At 60.2% G+C, this 21,714-nt stretch carries 17 protein-coding genes and 1 pseudogene; 16 read left to right on the forward strand and 2 right to left on the reverse strand.

From position 1 onward, the window contains the following. Nucleotides 1–28 precede the first annotated feature (28 nt). From ACSQ9D_RS30260 to ACSQ9D_RS30285, 6 genes are all read left to right on the forward strand, one after another. A complete protein-coding gene (locus ACSQ9D_RS30260) occupies nucleotides 29–829 on the forward strand; it encodes a class I fructose-bisphosphate aldolase (RefSeq protein ID WP_037123394.1) in 801 nt (266 codons plus the stop codon). A 3-nt stretch (nucleotides 830–832) separates the two neighbouring features. Then, nucleotides 833–1,771, forward strand: a complete 939-nt coding sequence (locus tag ACSQ9D_RS30265) for a PfkB family carbohydrate kinase (protein WP_436285501.1) — start codon at nucleotides 833–835, stop codon at nucleotides 1,769–1,771. A gap of 132 nt (nucleotides 1,772–1,903) precedes the next feature. Next, entirely contained in the window at nucleotides 1,904–3,049 is a 1,146-nt protein-coding gene (locus ACSQ9D_RS30270) for an ABC transporter ATP-binding protein (RefSeq protein WP_436285502.1), read from the forward strand. Nucleotides 3,050–3,603: 554 nt separating this feature from the next. Beyond that, a complete protein-coding gene (locus tag ACSQ9D_RS30275) occupies nucleotides 3,604–4,857 on the forward strand; it encodes an ABC transporter substrate-binding protein (protein ID WP_436285503.1) in 1,254 nt (417 codons plus the stop codon). Between the two features lie 160 nt (nucleotides 4,858–5,017). Beyond that, nucleotides 5,018–5,899 carry a carbohydrate ABC transporter permease gene (locus ACSQ9D_RS30280; protein WP_436285951.1) on the forward strand — a complete coding sequence of 294 codons (882 nt, stop codon included), beginning with the start codon at nucleotides 5,018–5,020 and terminating at the stop codon, nucleotides 5,897–5,899. Nucleotides 5,900–5,905: 6 nt separating this feature from the next. Beyond that, the gene (locus tag ACSQ9D_RS30285) at nucleotides 5,906–6,751 is read left to right on the forward strand and encodes a carbohydrate ABC transporter permease (RefSeq protein WP_436285504.1); all 846 of its coding nucleotides are present in this window, start codon (nucleotides 5,906–5,908) and stop codon (nucleotides 6,749–6,751) included. A gap of 83 nt (nucleotides 6,752–6,834) precedes the next feature. On the opposite strand, the pseudogene ACSQ9D_RS30290 reads toward ACSQ9D_RS30285, so the two are convergent. Together ACSQ9D_RS30290 and ACSQ9D_RS30295 are read right to left on the reverse strand one after the other, a co-directional pair. Next, nucleotides 6,835–8,178: pseudogene (locus ACSQ9D_RS30290) on the reverse strand (alpha-L-fucosidase); the annotation flags it as partial. 16 nt (nucleotides 8,179–8,194) lie between these two features. Further along, nucleotides 8,195–9,202 (reverse strand): LacI family DNA-binding transcriptional regulator, encoded by a 1,008-nt coding sequence (locus ACSQ9D_RS30295; protein ID WP_436285505.1) that lies wholly within the window; start codon nucleotides 9,200–9,202, stop codon nucleotides 8,195–8,197. Between the two features lie 193 nt (nucleotides 9,203–9,395). Here ACSQ9D_RS30295 and ACSQ9D_RS30300 point away from each other — a divergent pair, with 193 nt between their 5' ends. From ACSQ9D_RS30300 to ACSQ9D_RS30345, 10 genes are all read left to right on the forward strand, one after another. Beyond that, a complete protein-coding gene (locus ACSQ9D_RS30300; protein WP_436285506.1) occupies nucleotides 9,396–11,321 on the forward strand; it encodes an ABC transporter substrate-binding protein in 1,926 nt (641 codons plus the stop codon). A 107-nt stretch (nucleotides 11,322–11,428) separates the two neighbouring features. Next, a complete protein-coding gene (locus ACSQ9D_RS30305; RefSeq protein WP_436285507.1) occupies nucleotides 11,429–12,415 on the forward strand; it encodes an ABC transporter permease in 987 nt (328 codons plus the stop codon). 14 nt (nucleotides 12,416–12,429) lie between these two features. Continuing rightward, complete coding sequence (locus ACSQ9D_RS30310; RefSeq protein WP_436285508.1) at nucleotides 12,430–13,563, forward strand: ABC transporter permease; 1,134 nt, start codon at nucleotides 12,430–12,432, stop codon at nucleotides 13,561–13,563. Continuing rightward, nucleotides 13,538–14,602, forward strand: a complete 1,065-nt coding sequence (locus ACSQ9D_RS30315; RefSeq protein ID WP_197067733.1) for an ABC transporter ATP-binding protein — start codon at nucleotides 13,538–13,540, stop codon at nucleotides 14,600–14,602. The genes ACSQ9D_RS30310 and ACSQ9D_RS30315 overlap by 26 nt, the downstream gene beginning before the upstream one ends. Further along, a complete protein-coding gene (locus ACSQ9D_RS30320; protein ID WP_436285509.1) occupies nucleotides 14,602–15,660 on the forward strand; it encodes an ABC transporter ATP-binding protein in 1,059 nt (352 codons plus the stop codon). Before ACSQ9D_RS30315 ends, ACSQ9D_RS30320 begins: the two co-directional genes overlap by 1 nt. Beyond that, nucleotides 15,660–16,493: a 5-deoxy-glucuronate isomerase gene (locus ACSQ9D_RS30325; protein WP_436285510.1), complete on the forward strand. Its 834-nt coding sequence runs from the start codon at nucleotides 15,660–15,662 to the stop codon at nucleotides 16,491–16,493. The genes ACSQ9D_RS30320 and ACSQ9D_RS30325 overlap by 1 nt, the downstream gene beginning before the upstream one ends. A 69-nt stretch (nucleotides 16,494–16,562) precedes the next feature. After that, nucleotides 16,563–18,428 (forward strand): GH39 family glycosyl hydrolase, encoded by a 1,866-nt coding sequence (locus tag ACSQ9D_RS30330; RefSeq protein WP_436285511.1) that lies wholly within the window; start codon nucleotides 16,563–16,565, stop codon nucleotides 18,426–18,428. A 28-nt stretch (nucleotides 18,429–18,456) separates the two neighbouring features. Next, nucleotides 18,457–19,275 (forward strand): sugar phosphate isomerase/epimerase family protein, encoded by an 819-nt coding sequence (locus ACSQ9D_RS30335; RefSeq protein WP_436285512.1) that lies wholly within the window; start codon nucleotides 18,457–18,459, stop codon nucleotides 19,273–19,275. 4 nt (nucleotides 19,276–19,279) lie between these two features. Continuing rightward, on the forward strand, nucleotides 19,280–20,296 hold the full coding sequence (locus tag ACSQ9D_RS30340; protein ID WP_436285513.1) for a hydroxyacid dehydrogenase: 1,017 nt from the start codon (nucleotides 19,280–19,282) through the stop codon (nucleotides 20,294–20,296). Beyond that, entirely contained in the window at nucleotides 20,293–21,714 is a 1,422-nt protein-coding gene (locus tag ACSQ9D_RS30345; protein WP_436285514.1) for a mandelate racemase, read from the forward strand. The genes ACSQ9D_RS30340 and ACSQ9D_RS30345 overlap by 4 nt, the downstream gene beginning before the upstream one ends.

Genomic DNA, 21,714 nt, shown 5'->3' on the forward strand with positions numbered 1-21,714 from the left:
AAATCAAACTTAAAGGGACAGCATTGATATGGGCCTTGGAACCAAAATTCGCCTGTCACGGCTGTTTTCACATCCGTCGGGGCATTTGTTCGGTGGTGCCGTCGACCACTTCGTTGGCTATGGCAACGTCCGTGAGGGCGGCTTGGCGGATCTGCCCGGCGCTCTGAAGCGGGTGATGGCTGGAGAGCCTGATTATATCAGCATTCAGCCTGGGGCTGCGCGCCATTTGTGGCCCGCCTATGCTGGCAAGGCCGCACTGGTCATTCAAGCCGGCTGCTTTACGCCAGACGACCGAATCCGTCAGTTGATCGCCACCCCTGAGGATGCTGTGCGCTACGGTGCCGATGCTCTGGCCGTTGCCATTCCGGTGCGCGGCAATACGGAAGGCGAATACATTCGCTGGCTCACCGATACCGTCAACGCCGCTGCTCGCTTTGAAATGCCGGTCGTTGCGCATGTCTATCCCCGCGACTATTCAGACGGCGGCAAGATCGTATTCACCCCCGACGAAATCGCCTATGCCGTGCGGATCGGATTTGAGACCGGCGTTGACGTGATCAAGGTCGGATACACCGGGGACTTCGACTCATTCAAAGAAACCGTCGCCACTTGCCCGGTTCCCGTCGTTATCGCGGGCGGTCCGAAAACGGAAAATCTGCTTGGTGCTCTGACACAGACATCAGATGCCTTGCGCGCGGGAGCAAAGGGCGCAGTGGTGGGGCGGAACCTCTGGGGGCATGGCGACACGACGATGGCGGCGCGCGCCTTCAAGCTTGTCATTCACAGCGGTATGGCGCCGCAAGAGGCGCTCGCTGCCGCGGGCGGTTGACGGGTGACACACAACCTTCAGGTTCTGGGCTTTGGGGCCTTGGCGATCGACGATATCATCTATGTCGATCGACCGCTGAGCGCCGGCAAGGGAAAGGTGACAAGTCGCGCCCAGGACCACGGCGGTAACGTCGCGACGGCCCTTGTTGCGGTCGCAAAGCTGGGCGGGCGGGCCGGTTTCATCGGTTGGCTGAGCGATCAGCCTCCCGCCGATGTCGGCGCCCGCGAGCTTGAACGGCATGGGGTCGATATATCCTTTGCGCCGCGCCGTGCCGATGCCAGGCCCATCCGTTCGGTGATCACGGTCGGACCAGAAGGCGACAGGTTTATCGCCTATGACGATGATGTGCCGCACGGAACCTCCGAGGCGTTAGCTGACAGCACTCTTGCGCAAGCCCAGGTGCTGTTGATCGACGGCTATGCCACCCACGCCGATATGGTTGTTGCGCGCGCCCGCAAGCTGGGTTTGGCAGTGGTGGCAGACATTGAATGGACGATCGGACCCGCAACCGAACGATTGATGAGCCTGTCCAACCACCTGGTATTGCCATTAAAATTTGCACAGACTTATTCTTGCGAAACCGATCCGACGTTGATCTTAAGCAAGCTCTGGTCTGATGACCGCACCGCAGTCGTTCTGACTGACGGTGAGCGAGGATCGTATATCAGGCAGGCGGGAGACGCCATTTTGTGGCATCTTCCCGCCTACGAGGTCAAAGCGGTTGATACGACAGGCGCCGGAGATTGCTTTCACGGCGCTTATGCTTTTGCCCTGACTCAGGGAAAGCAGCCTGTCGCCTGCGCTGTTTACGCAACTGCTGCAGCGGCGATCTCGGTGACCGGTCCAGGTGGTCGGATGGCTCTGCCAGATCAAAGCGCCTGCCTCGCGTGGCTGGCGAGGGAAAATGCGCCCGTGCCCAGACCGATTGCGCCGCCGGACTGAGAGTTCGTCACACCGGTGCCATGGACGATCGGACTAGCGCTGCGCAGATGATGGTTTCGGTTCGATCTGAGGCAGCGCCGGGGAGGGGCTGTCCTGAGGATTGGGTGGCGGTGATAGTCGGGAGGAAGTGCTGTGGCTGTTGTTGTATTGGACAAGATTTGCAAGACCTTTGGAACGAAATTCCACGCAATCAAGGATCTTAGCCTGACGATAAATGATGGCGAGTTCCTTATCCTCGTAGGCCCTTCGGGGTGCGGAAAATCGACGGCATTGCGCATGATCGCGGGGCTGGAGGAGATCAGCAGCGGAACCCTGAGCATCGGTGGAGAGAATGTCGAGGATCTCGCGCCGAAAGACCGGGATATAGCGATGGTCTTTCAGAACTATGCCCTCTATCCGCATATGACAGTCTTCGACAACATTGCCTTCTCGATGAAGCTTGCGGGAAAGAGCAAGGCCGAGCGCACGAAGCGGGTCCATGAGATAGCAAAGACCCTTCAACTGCATACGCTGCTCGACAGCAAACCGGCAGCGCTGTCCGGCGGCCAACGCCAGCGTGTCGCCATGGGGCGCGCAATGGTGCGGGAACCGGCGGCCTTTCTCATGGACGAACCCCTGTCAAACCTCGACGCCAAGCTGCGTGTGCAAATGCGTGCCGAGATCGTCAGCCTGCAAAGACAGCTGGGCGTGACGACGATCTATGTAACACACGATCAGACCGAAGCCTTGACGATGGGCGACCGGGTCGCGGTCTTGAAGGGCGGTGTCCTTCAGCAGGTCGACACGCCAAAGACATTGTATAGTCGCCCAGTCAATGCCTTCGTCGCGGGTTTCATCGGCTCGCCGTCGATGAATCTGTTCGAAGGCCGTTTGCAGAACGGCAGGATCCATCTGTCGACCTTTTCCATACCGGTCGCGACGGGTGTGTTTGAGCAGTCTCCCGGTCTAGCGGCATTCGAGGGACAGACAGTCATCTTCGGCATTCGCCCGGAAGATCTTTACGACAGTAGTCTGGAATCAGGATCGCGCTACGCGACGATACCGGCCCTTGTAAAATCGATCGAGGAATTGGGCTCCGAACTGATTGTTCATTTGAAGATCGAAGCGGTGCGTATCGACTCTGGTGACCCCGATGCCGTCGAGGACTTGAGCGGTGCGGCAAACGCCGTCGCGAAGTTCGAAGCCGTCAGCGCGGTCCAGCCGGGCGCAATGATCAACCTGGCGATCGATACGGCCAAGTTACACTTCTTCGACCCACAAACGCATTTGGCAATCTAGCATGATCCGCGATAGCGGATCTGGTTGGTGGGCAGCCGCAAGAACGCCTGCTTGCTTCGTTGCTCGGACGTATTCGCCGCCCAACTCCTCGCTTTTCGCCCAGCAGCTTGGTGCGTTCCGCATCGAGAGCGCGAGATCTTCACGCCGTCTCGTAACCCTGTGACTTTGCAGCCATAGGTCAGATTCTTCTGGTGCCAGTTGGCGCCTGAACACAACCGTAAAGTGCGACATCGACGGCGCGCACGACCCAGGCGAACCCCATTTTCTTCGATCTGCGAGCCTTTCATTTGTTTTCCTTTGGGCGGCGCGGCTTTCATTTGTTTACGAAAGTAAAGAAAAAATGCGACACGAGCAATGTACAGGATAGAAAAAAGCATCGCGAAATCAGGGGGTAAAGCATAGATTAATCAATGGCTTACTTTCATTTTTCTCACTCCTGCAGCCTTCTTGGTTTTTCCGATTGCAGTTCTTCATTGACAGCTAGACCCCGAAAGGAACCTACTTTGATCTCGATCGGGAGGATCGAGCAAAATATCGTTCCTAGGGAGGGAAACATGAACGTCAGAAGATATATCATGGCGGCTCAGTCCGCTGTGGCCGTCTGGGCATTATGCGCCACCTGCGCCTTCGCTCAGACCAATCTCGAGTTCATCCAATGGTGGGAACCAGAAATGCCCGCCGGTGCTCTGCGCACCATCATGGACGACTTTGAAGCCAAAAATCCCGACATCAAGGTGACGCTGGTCAGCGGCCCCTATTCCGCCACCCATGATCAGATCGTCGTCGGCGCCGCGTCGGGGACACTCAGCGATGTCGTCGGCCTCGACGGAGCATGGGTCAACGGTTTGGCAAAGCAGGGCGCGATCGCCTCGATGGACAGCCTGATGGCTGACACCAAATATGATCAGAGCCAGATTGCCGATATCATCAAGGTCAACGGGCAAAGCGTCATGTTCCCGCTTGCCTCGTTCGTCTACCCGGTCTTCGTCAACCTCGATCTGGCAAAGGCCGCCGGCGTCGACAAGATGCCGACAAACCGCACCGAATTCGCCGCTGCCGCGAAGAAGATGACCAATGCCGACAAGAACCAATACGGTTGGGTGCTACCGCTTTCGTTGCAAAATCCCGGCGGCATCCAGAATGACGTGATGTCCTGGGTCTGGGCATCCGGGGCATCCATGCTCAAGGATGGCAAGCCTGATTTGGAAAACGCCTCCGTCGTCGGCACACTTGAATACATCAAGTCGCTGCAGGACGCCGGCGTGATTTCGCCCGGCATCTTTGCCAAAAAGGAACAGGACAAGGTGGAAGAGTTCGTCAATGGCCGGGTGGGAATGATGATCGATTCACTCGCCCACATCAATCTCATCCGCCAGCGAAACCCCAATCTGAAGTTCGGCATCTCCGCCCTTCCGGCCGTCGACGACTACACCGGCAAGCGTGGGCTGCCCTATGCTTCCTGGGGTATCGGCATCAGCGACAAAAGCGAGCACAAGGCAGAAGCCTGGAAACTCGTCGAATATCTGATGAGCCCTGAGGTGAACAGCCGCCTCGTGTCGATCGCCAATGCCTTCCCGGGCAATATCCACGCCAAACCCGATTTCTCGAAATCGGACCCGCTGTTTGAAGAAGCCTTCAAGATATTCCAAAGCGGGAAGCTGGCCAACGAATTCGTCGGACTGCCGGTGGCCGAAGATCTCATGCGTCAAATGAACGTTGAAGTTCAAAAGATGTTCGACGGTCAGCAAACCGCGAAGGAGGCGGCTGCCAATACGCAGAAGCAATGGTTGGTCGAGTTCAGCAAGTAATCACCCCGCCGACCAATCGTCGGCAGCGCGATAGAGTTTATCGCGCTGCCACTGCATCAGGACGAATTGATACGTTTCACGACCAGGCGGAAAATCACATCTCATGAGCCTCGCCACAGAAATTCTGATCCGGACGCAAGCGAAAAAGCGCAAGCCTGGCATGCTTTCTTACAAAATAAGAAAGAGGCTGGTTCCGTACTTCTATGTTGCCCCGGCCACATTTCTGTTTTGTTTGCTGATGCTGTTTCCCATGCTCACCGTCGTGCGCTATTCGCTGATGGACGGCGCGATCACGAAAAAGGACGCGTCCTTCGTCGGATTGCAGAACTATGTGGTAATTTTCAAAGATCCGGTTTTCTGGCAGTCAGTCGGGCAGACGCTCTACTTCACGGTGATGAGCGTCATCTTCCATCTTCTGATCGGTCTGGCTTTCGCCCTTTTGCTCAACAGCCAGCGTGTCGATCCGTTGATCAGAAGTATCTTGCGGGTTCTCTATATTATGCCGTGGCTCTTCACAGCAGTGATCATCGCCATCATCTGGCGGCTGCTGCTGGATCCCAATGGGGTGGTCAACAGCATCCTGATGACGCTGCATGTCATTGACTTCAAGGTCGAGTGGTTCTCTTCGACGAAAACCGCGCTGCATGCGTTGACGTTTGCGAATATCTGGGCGGGATACCCGCTCTATATGGTCAGCCTTCTCGCTGGTCTTCAGGGCATCCCCAAGGATCTCTACGAGGCCGCCGGCATTGACGGCGCCAACGAGTTCCAGAAATTCCGCTACATCACGATCCCGCAGCTGATGCCGATCATCATCAGCATTGCCTTGCTGGATTTCATCTGGACGATGCAGGTCTTTCCCCTAGTGTGGATGACGACGGGAGGCGGTCCGATCCACGCGACCGAGGTGCTCAGCACCTACACCTACAAACTTGCGTTCTCGAGCTACGAATTTTCGCGCGCTTCGGCGAGCGCAATCTTCATTCTGATCATCTCGATGGGCGCGACATACTTCTACATCAAACATCAGAAGGCCAGGTGACCGGCAATGGCAAAGCGTTCTCTCAGTCGCACCATACTACCGACTCTCCTGACATATATCGGGCTGGCGCTCGGTCTGGTCTTCGCGGGCTTTCCGATCCTGTGGATGTTCTTCACATCTTTGAAGTCAAACACCGAGATCTTTGCCCTGCCGCCGCGGCTGCTGCCCGACCATTTCACCAATGTAGCCTATCTTTCGATCTTCAACGACCCAACGAAGGTTCGCTTCTTTCTCAACAGCTATCTCGTCGCGGGAGTGGTAACGGTTCTGACGGTGCTGATCGCCATTCTGACGGCCTATGCCTTCAGCCGGTATTCATTCCGGCTCAAGAAAACGCTGAACGTGTTCATCATCAGCACGCAGACCGTGCCGCCGATCACGCTTTTGATCCCCTATTTCGGGATGGTCGTCGCCTTCGGCATTTTCAACACCTATTTCGCTCTGATTTTGACCTACATGGTCTTTACCCTGCCTTATGCGATCCTTCTCATGACCGGCTATCTCAATACCCTGCCAAGGGAGCTCGATGAGGCAGTGCTTGTCGATGGCGGGTCAAGCTGGACAGCGCTGTGGCGCGTGATCATTCCACTATCGGTGCCAGGCATCGTCGCGACCGCCGTCTATACGTTTCTGCTGGCATGGAACGAATTCCTCTTTGCCCTGACTTTGACGAAATCGATGGACATGCGTACCGTTCCCATCGGTATCGAGTTGCTGATGGGCCAACATGCGTTCGAATGGAACGAGATGATGGCGATGAGCGTGCTGGGATCGCTCCCGCTTTTGGTCCTGTATCTGATTGCCCAACGCTACTTCCTCGCAGGCATGGCAGCCGGGTCGGTAAAGAGCTGAGCAGGCGAGTGATCGCTTGACCTGGCGTGCGCGCGTCATGCCGGATCCTCGCGTCGGTTGCTCGATGCTTCGAACGCTCCGGCCTAGATGCCAGTGGCGCTCCCCGGCTTGAGTTTAACTTCGATGACAGGCACTACGACCTGAGGTCGGCGCACCGGCAGCACGAATGTCAGTTCGTCCTCACCGACAGGAAACTGGGTGTTCGTCCATAGGGTATTGCTGGACGGACGTAGCCAGGCAACCTCGCTGGCATCATGAAGGAACTGCGCATATTCGATCTTACCGGCCAGCGCATCGAAATGAAGATGGCGATAAGGCCAGTTGAAGAGGTGGATGTAGAGACGATCGCCATTCTGGGTTAACCGGCAATCCGGCGGAGCGACGAAGTCGGACTGGGCGCAGCCGACGATGCTGCGTTCGTGCAGCGCCATCCACTCCTCATAGGCAGCAAGGGCGGCAATCGCACGCTGGTCGAGCGCGCCGCGCGCCGTTGGCCCGACATTCATCAGCAGATTGCCGCCCATGGCAACAGTGCCGACCAGCATCTGCACCAGTTGCTCGGTGCTCTTCCACGTGTCTTCGTCGCGGTGGTAGCCCCAAGAGCCGCTGAGCGTGTGGCAGGCTTCCCAGACGACGCGCTTGCCATCGCGCAGTGGCCGGGCGCGCGGCATATATTGCTCCGGTGTCACGATGTCGGGCTGCAGGCCTGCCAGATCGAGCCGGTTGTTGATGATGATGTCGGGGGCAAGCTCGCGCACGAGGCGCACGAGTTTCTCACTTTCCCAATCGCGATGGCCCTTTCCGACCAGTTCTCCGAGCTTCCACTGCGGATAGCTGAAATCGAACCACATGATGTCGATCTGCCCGAACTCAGTCAGCAGTTCGCGGACCTGCTCGCGCATGAAGGCGGCATAAAGATGCATGTCCCGGCCTTCGTTGATTTTCAGCGCATCGGGATGGTTGCGCTGCGGGTGGCGCGGATCGACCGTGAAGTCGGGATGATGCCAGTCGATCAGCGAATAGTAGAAGCCGATCCTCAGGCCCTCCGCGCGGAAGGCGTCAACGAACGGCCCCAACAGATCCCGTCCATAAGGCGTGTTGGTCACCTTGAAGTCGGTGGCCTTGGTATCCCAGAGGCAGAACCCGTCATGGTGCTTGGTTGTCAGCACCACATATTTCATCCCGGCAGCCTTTGCGCGCCTGGCCCATTCGCGCGGGTCGTAGAGGTCGGGATCGAAATGATCGAAATATCGCTGGTAATCGGCGTCGTTCAGTTCTTCGCGGCTCTTGACCCATTCATGGCGCGCCGGCAGCGCATAAAGCCCCCAATGCACGAACATGCCGAACCGGTCGTGAACGAACCAGGCCTTTTTCTCCTCAGGCAGGGCGAGTGACTGGAGATTGTCGGCATCCATGGGGTATTCCTCCTGTTGATATGGGAGTTCAGGTTGTTTCGCGGACGATGAGTTCGGGCACGATGACGATGCCGTGCTGACGGTTTTTGGTTGCGATGCGGCTGAGCAGCAGGCGCACTGCTTCCTCCCCCATTTCCCGTTTTTGCACCCGCAAGGTGGTCAGCGCCGGAGACAGCAATTCGGCCGTCGGAATGTCGTCGAAACCAATCAAAGCGATTTGCCCGGGAATCGAAATGCCGGCAGCCCGACAGGCCTTCATGGCGCCGATCGCATTGAGATCGTTGTAGCAGACAAGGGCATCGATGCCGGGCGCTTCCGCCAGCAATTGCGCCGCAGCCGTCTGCCCGCCCGCTGCGGTGGGATCGCAATAGACGATGCCTTGTGCCTTGAGCCCGTGGGCGGCCAGCGTCTTGCGAAAGCCGACTAGGCGGCTCTTGCCGCCAAACGAACTGCGCGGCCCGGCGACAATCGCGATCTTGCGGCGCCCGCGCTCGACCAGATGGTCGATGGCGCGGGACGCTCCGGTCTCGTAGTCCGTGACAATCGTCCCTGCGATCTCGTTGGGCGCCTCTCGGTTGATGAGCACGACCGCGCGGTGCGGTGCGAGCGCCTTGTGCAGGGCGGCATCGGGCAGTCGCGCGCTGCAGACGATGATCCCGTCGACCCGATGCAGCAGCAGCGTTTCGATGAGTTCTTCCTCCCGCTTGCTGTTCTCGACGACATTAGCCAAAAGCAGATTGTAGCCGGCAGCGCTCGCGGCATCCTCGGCTCCCCTGATGACTTCGGGAAAGAACGGATTGGTGATGTCGGGAACGAGGAGGCCGATGGTCTTCGATCGGTCGGACCGCAGTCCGCGCGCAAACGGATTGGGCCGATAATTGAGTTCGTTTGCCGCTGAAATAATGCGTTGGCTGGTCTCTGCACTGGCCCCGCCTTGGTCATTGAGGACGCGTGATACCGTCATCGGCGACACCCCGGCAGCGCGAGCGACATCGGCAATGGTTATTTTGGATTCTGGCTCTTTGGGGCGACTCAACTGGGCTGTCTCTTAGAGGTTTCGGTCGAATTTACGATAACGATAACTAACATAATTGCCGAGAAAGCCAAGGTTATTCAAGTTAAGCATATGGCGGAAAGAATCTTTTTGACAAGATATTACGGTAACGATAACGTTGAGAAAGAGGAGAATACGTTAACGATAACCTAGGGCGGGACATTGGGAGGAAAGAATGCAACACGTCAGAATCTTACGACGGCAGGTTGTCTCGACCGTTGCCGCGGCCATCCTCATTGGTGCCGGTTGGGCCGGTGCCGCATTCGCCTTTCAGGAGGCGCCGGAACTGAAGGCGCTGGTCGACGCCGGTAAGCTGCCGCCGGTCGAAAAACGGTTGCCCAAGGAGCCGCTGGTGCTGACCCCGCTTGAATCGGTGGGTGCCTATGGTGGCACCTGGCGCACGGCCACCTTTGGCGGCGGCGACAGCGAGATCGAGCGTTCGATCGGCTATACGCGGCTGGTCCGCTGGAACCCGGAATGGACCGAGGTGATACCCGATATTGCCAAGAGCGTCGAGGTCAATGCGAATGCCACCGAGTATACGTTCACCTTGCGCGAAGGCACGCGCTGGTCGGATGGCGAACCCTTTACCGCGGACGATCTGGTTTTCTGGAACGAAAACGTGCTGCGTAATACCCAGATCACGCCGGCGGCACCCGGCTGGCTGACCGCAGGCGGGGAGACCGTCAAGGTCGAAAAGCTCGACGACTACAAGGTCGTCTTCAAGTTTGCCGTACCGAACGGCCTGTTCCTGATGAATATGGCCACCGTGCGCGGCTCCGATATCCTGGCTGCCGCACCCGCGCACTATCTCAAGCAGTTCCACAAGGATTTTAATCCCGATGGCATCGACGCGCTGGTGAAGGCAGCCGGTGCAAGCGACTGGGTGCAGCTCTTCAACAACAAGATCGGGTTTCCCGGCCGCTGGCGCGATCTCGGCCGGCCAACGCTCGATGCCTGGGTGTTGACCGCGCCCTATAACGGCACCACGCAGGTCGTCGCCGAGCGCAACCCATACTATGCCAAGGTGGATACCGCTGGAAACCAGCTGCCTTACTTCGATCGCATCACCATCGACGTGATGCAGGATACCCAGGCGATCATCCTGAAGGCGATCAGCGGCGAAATCGACATGCAGAACCGCTTCATCGAGACGACGGATGCCCGTCCCGTCATCGTGCAGAACCAGGAGAAGAGCGGTTACGGATTGTTCATCGCCCGGCCGGCATGGTCGAACGCCCTGCTGATCACCCTGAACGAGACCCACAAGAACCCGGCGCTGCGCGCTGTCTTCTCCAACAAGGATTTCCGCATCGGCCTCAGCTACGCCATCAATCGCGAGGAGCTCAACCAGCTCATCTATGCCGGCCAGGCCAAGCCTTATCAGGCCGCGCCGCGTGAAGGCACTGCGCTCTACGACGAGAAGATGGCGACGCAGTATCTGGAATATAATGTCGATCTCGCCAATCAGTATCTTGATAAGGCAGGCCTTACCAAGCATGACGCCGAAGGCTATCGCCTCGGCCAAGACGACAAGCGGATCACCTTTGCGATCGATGCGCTGACCGGAAGCCCCATCCAGATCGATGCCCTCGAGTTGATCCAGCGCTATTGGCGGGCTGTCGGCATCGACATGCAGCCCCGCCCCGCCGAACGTTCGCTGATCTTCGCCCGCCTGCAGACCAATGACAATGATGGCCTGGCCTGGGTTGGCGGTGGCGGCTACGACTTCCTCGGTCTGCTCGATCCCAAATGGTATTTCCCGCACGAATACGAGTCGAGCTTCGCAACGGCCTGGGGTCTCTTCTACCAGAATCCCAACGATCCGAACGCACAGGAACCAAGCGCTGCCGCCAAGAAGCAGATGGATCTCTACCGGCAGGTCCAGGAAGCCCCGACGCTCGAGAAGCAGCTTGCCGCCATGAAGGAACTGCTCGCGATCACGCGTGACGAATTCTACGTTATCGGCACGAACCTGGAGCCGGACCGCGTCGGCATCGTCAAGACCAATATGCGCAATGTCCCCAAGGTCATTCCCAGCACATCGTTCTACATGACGCCGGGACCGGCCAAGCCGGAGACCTTCTACTACCAGCAGTAACGGCACACGACCGGCAGGGATGGCATCCGCGGGCGCCACCCCTCCAACACCAGCCCAGTCCCAATCATCCAATCCGATCGGCGATCGCCGGTTGAAGGAGCTTGAAGATGGCCGGCTTCATCATCAGACGTCTGCTCTACATGATCCCGATGATGTTCGCGATCTCCGTCGTGACCTTCATCATCATCCAGTTGCCGCCGGGCGACTTCCTGACCGCGATGACGGCGCGCCTGGCCTCCCAGAGCGAGACCATCGATCCCGGCGTCATCGCCGGCTTGCGCGAACGCTATGGCCTCGATCAACCCTGGCCGGTCCAATACTGGAAATGGATCAGCGGCATTGTGCTGCGCGGCGATTTTGGCCAGTCCTTCGATTGGAACAAGCCGGTCAGCGAGTTGATATGGGCACGCATGAGCCTGACGATGGTGGTCTCGGTCACCACATTGGTCTTCGTATGGGCGGTGGCCCTCCCGATCGGCATCTATTCGGCAGTGCGGCAATATTCGGTGGGGGATTATTTCGCCACCTTCTTCGGCTTTCTTGGCCTCGCCATTCCAAACTTCCTGCTGGCGCTCGTGCTGATGTATGTCTCGGCACAGTATTTCGGTCAAAGTACCGGCGGGCTGTTTTCGCCCACCTATATCAATGCCGCCTGGAGCTTGGCGAAGCTCGGCGATCTCATCTCGCATATGTGGATACCGGTCGTCGTGCTCGGCACCGGCGCAACGGCGGCACTGATCCGTATCATGCGCGCCAACCTCCTGGACGAACTCAACAAGCCCTATGTCGACATGGCCCGCGCCCGGGGCTTGAGCGAAATCCGGCTGCTGCTGAAATATCCGGTGCGCGTGGCGCTCAACCCGTTCGTCTCGACCGTCGGCTGGGTGCTGCCGCACCTTGTCTCCGGCTCGGTGGTGGTCTCCATCGTCCTCAGCCTGCCGATAACCGGGCCGCTTCTGCTCAACGCGCTGTTTGCTCAGGACATGTATCTGGCCGGCACCTTCATCCTGCTGATGAGCATGCTGACGCTCATCGGTACGCTGATTTCCGACCTGCTGCTCGCCTGGCTTGATCCACGCATCCGCAACGGCTGAAGGACAATAACCAAATGACCGATCAAGCCATCGCGCTATCGCCTAAACTCATCCAGAATTCTGACGCCGTCGCCGGGCAGTGGAAGCTCATCTGGCGGCGCTTCTGTCGTCACCGGCTGGCGCTCGCGGCAGGCGTCGTCATTCTGCTGATTTACCTGGTCGCGCTATTTGCAGAGGTTCTTGCCCCGGTTTCATCGCAGACCTACGATTCCCGCTTCACTTATGCGCCGCCCCAGCAGATCAGGTTCGCCGGCTACGACGCGACGGGGCAGTTTCATCCGCTCTATGTCAACGGCTATTCGGTCAAGATCGACCCGATCGCCCTTAGCCGCAATTACCAAACCGATCCGACCATCGTCATTCCTGTCGGCTTCTTCGTGAAAGGCGAACCCTACCGGCTCTGGGGGCTGTTTAATTTCGACCGGCACCTCATCGGCCCGCTCGAGGCGGGCAAACCATTCTACCTGTTCGGGGCCGACCGGCTGGGCCGCGACGTTTTCAGCCGGACGGTGCACGGCACCCGCGTTTCGATGTCCGTGGGACTGATCGGGGTCACAATCAGCCTCATCCTCGGCATTATCCTCGGCGGTATCTCGGGGCTCTATGGCGGCTGGGTCGACGATGTGATCCAGCGTTGCATCGAACTCATCAACTCTATCCCGACCATCCCGCTATGGATGGGACTTGCCGCTGCCGTTCCGATCAGCGCCGATCCGATCCTGGTCTATCTCTGGATCACGATCATCCTGTCGCTGATCGGCTGGACCGACCTGGCGCGGGTGGTGCGCGGGCGCTTCCTGTCGCTCAAGACGGAAGACTTCGTGATCGCTGCCCGTCTCGACGGTTGCTCCCGGATGCGCATCATCTGGCGGCACATGGTGCCTTCCTTCATGAGCCACATCATTGCCTCGGTCACGCTCGCCATCCCGACGATGATCCTGGCCGAAACCTCGCTCTCCTTCCTCGGCATCGGCCTGCGCCCGCCGGTGGTGAGTTGGGGTGTGCTGCTTCAGGAAGCCCAGAACATTCTCGCAGTCTCGAGCGCGCCCTGGCTGTTTCTTCCAGGCCTAGCGGTCATTGTCACAGTGCTGGCTCTCAATTTCCTAGGTGATGGATTACGTGATGCTGCAGATCCCTATGAATACTGATCCCAATTTCACTGTCGCTGGCGGGCAGCGCCGGGATCCCGATCCCCTGATCGAAGTCAATGACCTGCGGACTCACTTCTTCGGCGGGGCAGGCACGATCAGGGCGGTTGACGGCGTCTCCTTTACCATCCCGCGCGGCAAGACAGTCTGCGTCGTCGGCGAGTCAGGTTCAGGCAAGAGCATTACCGGCCGCTCGATCCTCAACCAGGTTCCGCGGGGAGGGCGTATCGTCTCGGGTGCAATCCGCTACCGGCCCGATCCGGCCGCGCCGCCGGTCGACCTGGCGGCGCTCGATCCGCGAGGCCGCGACATGCGGGCGATCCGCGGTGCCCAGATCGGTCTGATCAGCCAGGAGCCGATGGCAGCACTTTCACCCGTTCATACGATCGGCAACCAGATGGTGGAAGTGATCCGCCTGCATCTCAAGATGGGAAAGAAGGAGGCGCGCGAACATGCCATCGAGACGCTGGCTCTGGTCGGCATTCCGCGGCCGGCCGAGCGCATGGAAAGTTATGCTTTCCAGTTTTCCGGCGGCATGCGCCAGCGCGTCTGCATCGCCCTGGCACTGGCCTGCCGCCCCAAGCTCCTGATCGCCGACGAGCCGACCACGGCGCTCGATGTGACCACCCAGGCCAATATCCTTGATCTCCTGGCCTCGCTGCAGGCCGATTTCGGGCTCTCGGTGCTGTTCGTTACCCATGATCTCGGTGTGGTGGCTGAGATCGCCGACGAGGTCGTTGTCATGTATGTCGGCCGGGTTGTGGAGGCAGGCGATGTCGACACGATTTTCCACGCACCAGCCCATCCCTACACCAAGGCCCTGCTGCAATCGGTGCCGCGCATGCACGGCCAACCCACCGAACGGCTCGCGATCATCGATGGCATGGTGCCCTCGCGTTTCAACCGGCCGCAGGGCTGCAGCTTTCATCCCAGGTGCAAGGAGGCGAGGGCGGGCCTGTGCGACCATAGGGATCCCCAACCCGTCGTCATCGGCGACGGGCATGTCGCCAACTGTCTGCTTTATGAGGGAAGACAATGATGCCTGGCTCCACTAAGCCACCAAGCCCCTTGCTCGAACTGAACGACCTGAGGATGCATTTCCCCATTCGCAAGGGCGCATTCCGGCACGTGGTAGGCCACGTCAAGGCGGTCGACGGCGTTTCGCTTCGCGTCGAGGATGGCGAAACACTTGGTATCGTCGGGGAATCCGGCTGCGGCAAGTCCACGCTTGCCCGCACTGTCCTGCGCATCTATCGGCCGACGAGCGGAGAAATCCGCTATCGCGGCCGCAGTGGCGGCACGGTCGATCTCGCGGCATTGTCCGGCTCCGCCCTCGACGAAATCCATCGCGACCTGCGCATGGTGTTTCAGGACCCGCAATCCTCGCTCAACCCGCGTCTTCCTGTCATCGACATCATCGGCGAGGTGCTGAGCGTCAACGGCATCGTCAAGGGCCGCGAACTCGAGCATCGGGTCGCCGAACTGATGCAGAGCGTCGGTCTGCGGCCCGAATACATGCGCCGCTATCCGCATGCTTTCTCGGGCGGCGAACGCCAGCGCATCGGCATCGCCCGGGCGCTGGCTTCGAACCCGCGCTTGGTGATCGCCGATGAAGCCGTTTCAGCGCTCGATGTCAGCGTCCAGGCCCAAACCATCAACCTGCTGCAGGACCTCCAGGAACAGTTCGGTTTGACCTATCTCTTCGTCGCCCACGACCTATCGGTCGTCCGGCACATCTCGGACAATATTGCCGTCATGTATGTCGGCCGAGTCGTCGAAAAGGCCCCGACGGAGCAAATCTTTTCGCGCCCGCTTCACCCCTATACCGAAGCGCTGCTCTCGGCGGTGCCGATCGCCGATCCGAGGCAGCGCCGCCATGGCCAGCGCATCCGGCTGGCGGGCGAGGTTGCCGATCCCGCACACCCGCCTCCCGGCTGTGCATTTCATCCGCGCTGCCGCTACGCCACCGAGCTTTGCAAGCAGGAGGTGCCGGCGCTGCGTAGCGTCACGGCCGATGGGCACGCAGTGGCCTGTCACCACGCCGAATCCTTGTCGCTTAATCCCTTTGCCGACCGTACCGTTCCGGAGTTCAATTGATGCCCGAATTCATTCCACGCTCCGAGCAGCGTCCCATCGTGGGTACCTCCTCCGCGACGCTCGATCTCATCTACTTCGATCTCGTCACGCTTCCGGCCAACGGCCGGGACACGCGGCGGCTGCCCGCGCACGAAAGCCTCTACGTCGTGCTGTCGGGTCAGGTAGATATCGAGGTGGATGACATCATGTTCGAAGCTGTGGGCCGGCGAGCCGATATCTGGGGAGGCGATGCGGACTCGGTTTACGCGCCCGTCGGCGCCACTGTCCGGATATCGGCTCGCGGCGCGGCGGCGGAAATTGCGATCGCCGGCGGTATCTGCGACACGCGCTACACCCCGTTTCGCGTCACGCCTGGTGAGGTCGACGCGGTCAACGTCGGTTCGTCGGACACGCATAGCCAGCGGCGGATCGCGCATCTGCTCGGCCAGCGACAGAACGGACGCTGCGGCAATCTCCTGGTGAGTGAACTCTATGCCGGCGAGGGGTGCTGGTCCGGTTATCCCCCTCATAAGCACGATACGGAAGACGGTGACGTCGAGAGCCGGCACGAAGAACTGTATCATTACCGCTTCCAGCCGGAGACCGGCTTCGGCAGCCAGATCACCTATGACGATGATGGTCCGGTCAAGATCCTCATGACCCGCAACGGCGACACCTTTCTGCTCGACCGAGGTTACCACCCGACGGTCACCTCCCCGGGGCACCGGGGATATATCTTCACCATCCTTGTCGGCAAGCACCGCCGGGGACTGATCCAGCGCTTCGATCCCGCCCATCAGCATCTGACCAAAACCATCCCCGGCATCGATGCGATGCGCGACAAGTTCAAATAACCCGGCTCCTGGCCTTGTGCGCCGGCATTGCGGCGCGCCGCCAAACTTCCGCCCGAGGAGAGACGACCTATGCGTGAACGTACGCGAATAAACGTTGATGCCAGTGAAGCGGTACGCCCGTTCAATCGGTTCTGGCGCGGCACCGGCTTTTCGCCCGCCGAGCTGCTGCTCGAGCCGGAGATGCGTCAGATGCTTGCCTATATCGGGGGCCTGCCGAACGAAGGCATCAGGTTCCTGCGTGTGCACTATCTTTACAATCTGCTGAGCGCGACTGGCGGTGCCGGCTATGACTGGTCCCTGCTGGACCGCGCGCTCGACGTGATGATCGAACACCGTCTGAAGCCGTTCTTCGAACTGATGGGCAACCCGTCGGGTCTCTTCACCGATTATGCGGACATGGATCAGGTCAAGCGCTGGCGGGACTTGGTGACGGCAACGGTCGAGCGCTATGGCGCGCGCTACGGCATGGACGAATTGCGCACGTGGTACTTCGAAACGACGAACGAGGCCGATTCCGGCTGGTGGACCTATGGGGTCAAGGGTTACACCAACTACTACGACGCCTGCGTCGCGGGGCTCGATGCCATCGACCCGACCCTGCCCATGGGCGGGCCTGGCACCGCCCGTACGCTCTCGCCGATCTTTCGCGCCCTCGTTGCCCATTGCGACAGTGGCACGAGCTGCCTCAGCGGTGACGACCCGCCGCGCATTGACTACATCTCGATCCACGAGAAGGGCGTCAACGGCAGCAAGGAAGACCTGACCCCGAAAACGAACGCCATCGTCGACCGCACGTTGCTCGTCGTCGATTATCTCAAGGAGCATCACCCCCGCCTTGCCAGCCTTCCCATCGTCAATGATGAATGCGATCCGCAGCTCGGCTGGAGCGATTATCATAGTTGGCATGGAAAGGCCTATTATGCCGGCATCATCGCCCGCATCATCGAACAGCACGACCGGCGCATCATCGCGCCAAAAGCGGCGAATTTCTCCTTCCTCAGCAATGACCACGCCTTTATCGGCAACTGGGGCCAGCGCACGATCTTTGCCTATTTCGGTTCGCGCAATTTCACCAAGGCGCAGTGGGAGCACAAGACCGATCTCAATACGCTGGTCACGGATATCGATCGCGCGCCGCCCTTTGACCTCATCAAGAAGCCTGGCCTCACATCCATGGAATTGCTGGCAACGCTTGGCGATAGCGTTTGCAAGGTGACGGCCGAACCACCGCTTGCTCCCGATCAGGACGGCTTGGCGATCCTGCCGACACGGCTGGCTGGTGGCGGCGCTTCCATCACCCTGATCCATAGCGTCGATGCCATCAACCGTTCGGGCCGGACCGCCGTCCGTCTCGAGGTGAGCGGGCTGGTTCCCGGTCGCCACGCGCTTTGCCTGTTGCGCATCGACGAGGAATTCACCAATCCGATGGAGGTCTGGGAAGCCCTGCGCGACGAAAGCAATCCGCGAGGGCTGTTCGAGCCGGTCGGCGCGCCGCCGGAACCAACGGAAGCGCAGTTTGCCGAACTGCGCCGTGCGCAGGAGCCCGCCTTGCTGCACCCGATCAGCGTCATTGAGTGCGACGGCGGCCGGATCAGCGTCGACCTGGATGTGCCGTTGCCTTCGCTGACGCAGGTGCTTGTCGTTCCCGACATCGGCACGCCTCCGGCTGCGCCGACCGGCCTCGTCGTCGAACGCTACCGCGGTCTCGGCGGTCGGGAAGAGCGCATGCTGTTCTGGGCTGCCGGCGACGACCGCCCCGCCATTTTTTATGATGTCCTGGTCAACACCGATGGCAAGACGTTCGAACAGGTCAGTTCCGCCCCGCTGATTTCGACGGCATTCCTGCACATGTCGCCGCCCGAGGGCGCGCGGTATGCGGTATGTGCCAGCGATGCGTTTGGCCGCCGCAGCGAGCTATGTGTTTCTCGCTCATGAACGACGCCTTCCGGCTGGGATATGAACCATGGATATTGCCTATTTCACCAAGACTCTGGAGGGTCTGCCGCTTGACAAGGCGGCAGAGATCACCGCGGATCTGGGGTTCGAGTGTGCCGATCTTCTCGTTCGCGACGGTCATGCCATTTCCCCTGACAGGCCGGAGGAGATCGCCAATGCCGCAAAGCTGTTTGCTTCAGCCGGTGTGCGCATTCCGATGGCGACCATCGACTCCACGCGACCCGACGATGCCGCATCCCGGCTCCTGGGTTGTTGCAGCGAGGCTGGCATAGGGCAGATCCGGCTCGGTTTCTGGCGCTACGATCCGTCGCGGCGTTGGAAGGTCCAGCTTGATGAGGCGCAGCGTGATCTCGACGGCTTCGAGCGCCTTGCCGGACAGGTCGGCATCAAGCTGACCATCCAGCTTCACGGTGGAACCCTGCACAGCTCCGGCGCGCTGGCGATGCAGTTGCTGGCCGGGCGTGATCCCATCAGGATCGGCGCCTATCCCGATCCGGCCAATCAGATCATTCGGGAGGGGAGCGAGGACTGGCGCATGACCCTCGATATTCTCGATCCGTGGTTCTGCTGCATGGGCGTCAAGAACAGCGGTTGGTTTCCCGGGGCTTACGGAGCCGACGGCCAGCGTGCTTGGCATTCGGATTGGTACGGGCTCGACGATGGCATGGTGCCCTGGAACGAAATCGTCCCGCATCTGGTGGCCACCGGATTTGCCGGTGTGCTCTCGATGCATTCCCAATACCGGGTTCCCCGAGAACAGGCGCTCGACAAGGTCCGCGCCGATCTTGCCCATTTCCGGCGCCTGATCGCCGCAGCGAAAGAGTAGAACCATGAGCGAACAGCCTCCCGTCATCGCCGTACTGCTGACCGAAAAGACCCGCCGCATGATGCTGGACGATGCAGCCATCGCCCAATTGAACGCCCTTGGCGAAGTGCGTTGGCCGACCGGCGCCACAATCGATGCCACCGATGTCGACCGCCTGTTGCAGGGCGCCGTTGCCTGCCTCACCGGATGGGGCACGCCGCCCTTTGGTCCCGCCGCGCGCCAGCGCCATCCGCAACTCGCCCTTGTCGCCCATTCGGCAGGCAGCATTCGCACACTGGTTCCGGCGCGCCTGTTCGATGACGGCATTCGCGTCACCCATGCCGCCTCGAAAATTGCCGCCTCGGTTGCCGAGTTCGTCGTTGCCGAAGCACTGCTGGCCATGCGCGGCATTCATCGGCTGCATCATGGATTGTGCAACGGGGGTGAATGGCTCGATGTCCGCGCAGCCATACCGCAAAGATTGCTTGGCGGTAGAACGGTCGGTATCGTCGGTGCCGGATATGTCGGCCGGGCGGTCATGCGATTGCTGGTTCCATTCGGCTGCCGCGTCCTGGTCGTCGATCCGTTTCTTGATGACAGTGAGGCAGATGCGCTCGGCGTCACCCGCGTCGGGCTGAATGATATGCTGGCTCAGAGCGATGTGATTTCCCTGCATGCGCCTGTTCTCCCCGAAACGCACCGTATGATCGGCGCCCGCGAACTTGCGCTATTGCGCCCCGGCACGCTGTTCATCAACACGGCGCGTTCGCAGCTGGTCGACGAGGCGGCTCTGCTCGCCGAGATCCGATCCGGACGTATCGCGGCGGCATTGGATGTCTTTGACGACGAGCCGCTGCCTCCGGACAGCCCCTTCCGCGATCCCACGCTGGCCAATGTCACCATTTCGCCGCATGCTTCGGGTCACACCGAAGAGGCGCATCTCAGCCAGGGGCAGGCTATGGTGGACGAGATCGGCCGGCTTCTTCGCCGGGAACCGCTCCATCACGAAGTGTCCCGCGCCATGCTCGACCGGATGGCATGACCATGGATAGAAGCATTGGAGGTCCCGTGACGGCGCCGCGCATCAGGTTCATCGAGATCGACGCTTTCGAGCGCGATATCAGGCTGCGCTTGCCATTCCGCTTTGGTGCGGCAACCCTCGAAAGGGCGCCGCAAGCCTTCCTCAGGGTACGCGTCGAGGACGAAGAAGGGCGAACCGCCATCGGCGGCGCCGCCGAAATGATGGTGCCGAAATGGTTCGACAAAAACCCGGCGCTGACGCCGGTGCAAAATGTCGATCAATTGCGCGCCTCGATCCGCACCGCTGCGGCTGCTTCGCTCGAGCCGTCCGCCCCGGCGACCCTGTTCGCCACCGCCCAGCGCAACGAGGTGGAAACCGTAAGGCGCCTGCCTGGAAATCCATTGGCCGCCTGTTTCGGTCCTTCGCTCATCGCCCGCGCCGCTCTTGATGCCTATTGCCGCCTTGCAGGTATTTCCTTCTTTGATGCGGTGCGCCACAACCTGGTCGGCATCGGCGGTCCCATGCTACCTGGCGATATCGACGCGGACGCTGCGTCGGCGATGCTGGCCGATCTGCGCCCTGCCGGCTCGATCTCGGCCCGGCATACGATCGGGCTTATCGACCCGATCACCGAGGGCGATATCGTCCATCCCGTCGACGACGATCTGCCGCAGAGCCTGGAGGCGGTGATTGCGCACTACGGCAATCACTGGTTCAAGATCAAGCTTTCAGGCGTGATCGATGCCGATATCGACCGCCTGACGCGGATCGCCGCCGTGCTGGACCGCGTTCCCGATTACCGGGTGACGGTTGACGGCAACGAACAGTTTGTCGCCCCCGAACAGCTCGGCGCATTGCTGGCGCGGATCGAGGCCACGCCGCGGCTCGCCAGGCTGCGCGCGGCCATTACCTTTGTCGAACAGCCGTTCTCGCGCGAGATCACGATGGAAACGCAGCTCGGCAAGCTGGCGGCGCAATTGCCCTTCCTGATCGATGAAAGCGATGATGGTGACAGCGCCTTCGCCCGAGCCCGGAGGCTCGGCTATACCGGTGTGTCCTCGAAAACCTGCAAGGGCATCTACCGCTCGCTGCTCAAGGCGATCCGCATCAAAACCGGAACCGTGCCGGGGCTGTTTCTCTCGGGCGAGGATCTGACCTGTCAGGCCGGACTTGCCGTGCAGCAGGATCTGGCGCTGGTCTCTCTGCTCGGCCTATCCCATGTCGAACGCAACGGTCATCACTATGTTGCCGGCATGCAGGGCGCGCCGCAGGCGGAGAGGGCGCGCTTTGCTGCCGCCCATCAAGATCTCTACGAGCAGGGGGGTGAAGGGCCGCTCCTGGCGATCCACGATGGCCGGATCGCCATCGGTTCGCTCGAGGCGGTTGGCTATGCGAGCGGCGCCTTGCCGGATTTCGATGCGATGGAGCCGCTGTCATGA

This window comes from Rhizobium sp. LjRoot258, assembly GCF_964254185.1.
GTDB lineage: Bacteria > Pseudomonadota > Alphaproteobacteria > Rhizobiales > Rhizobiaceae > Rhizobium.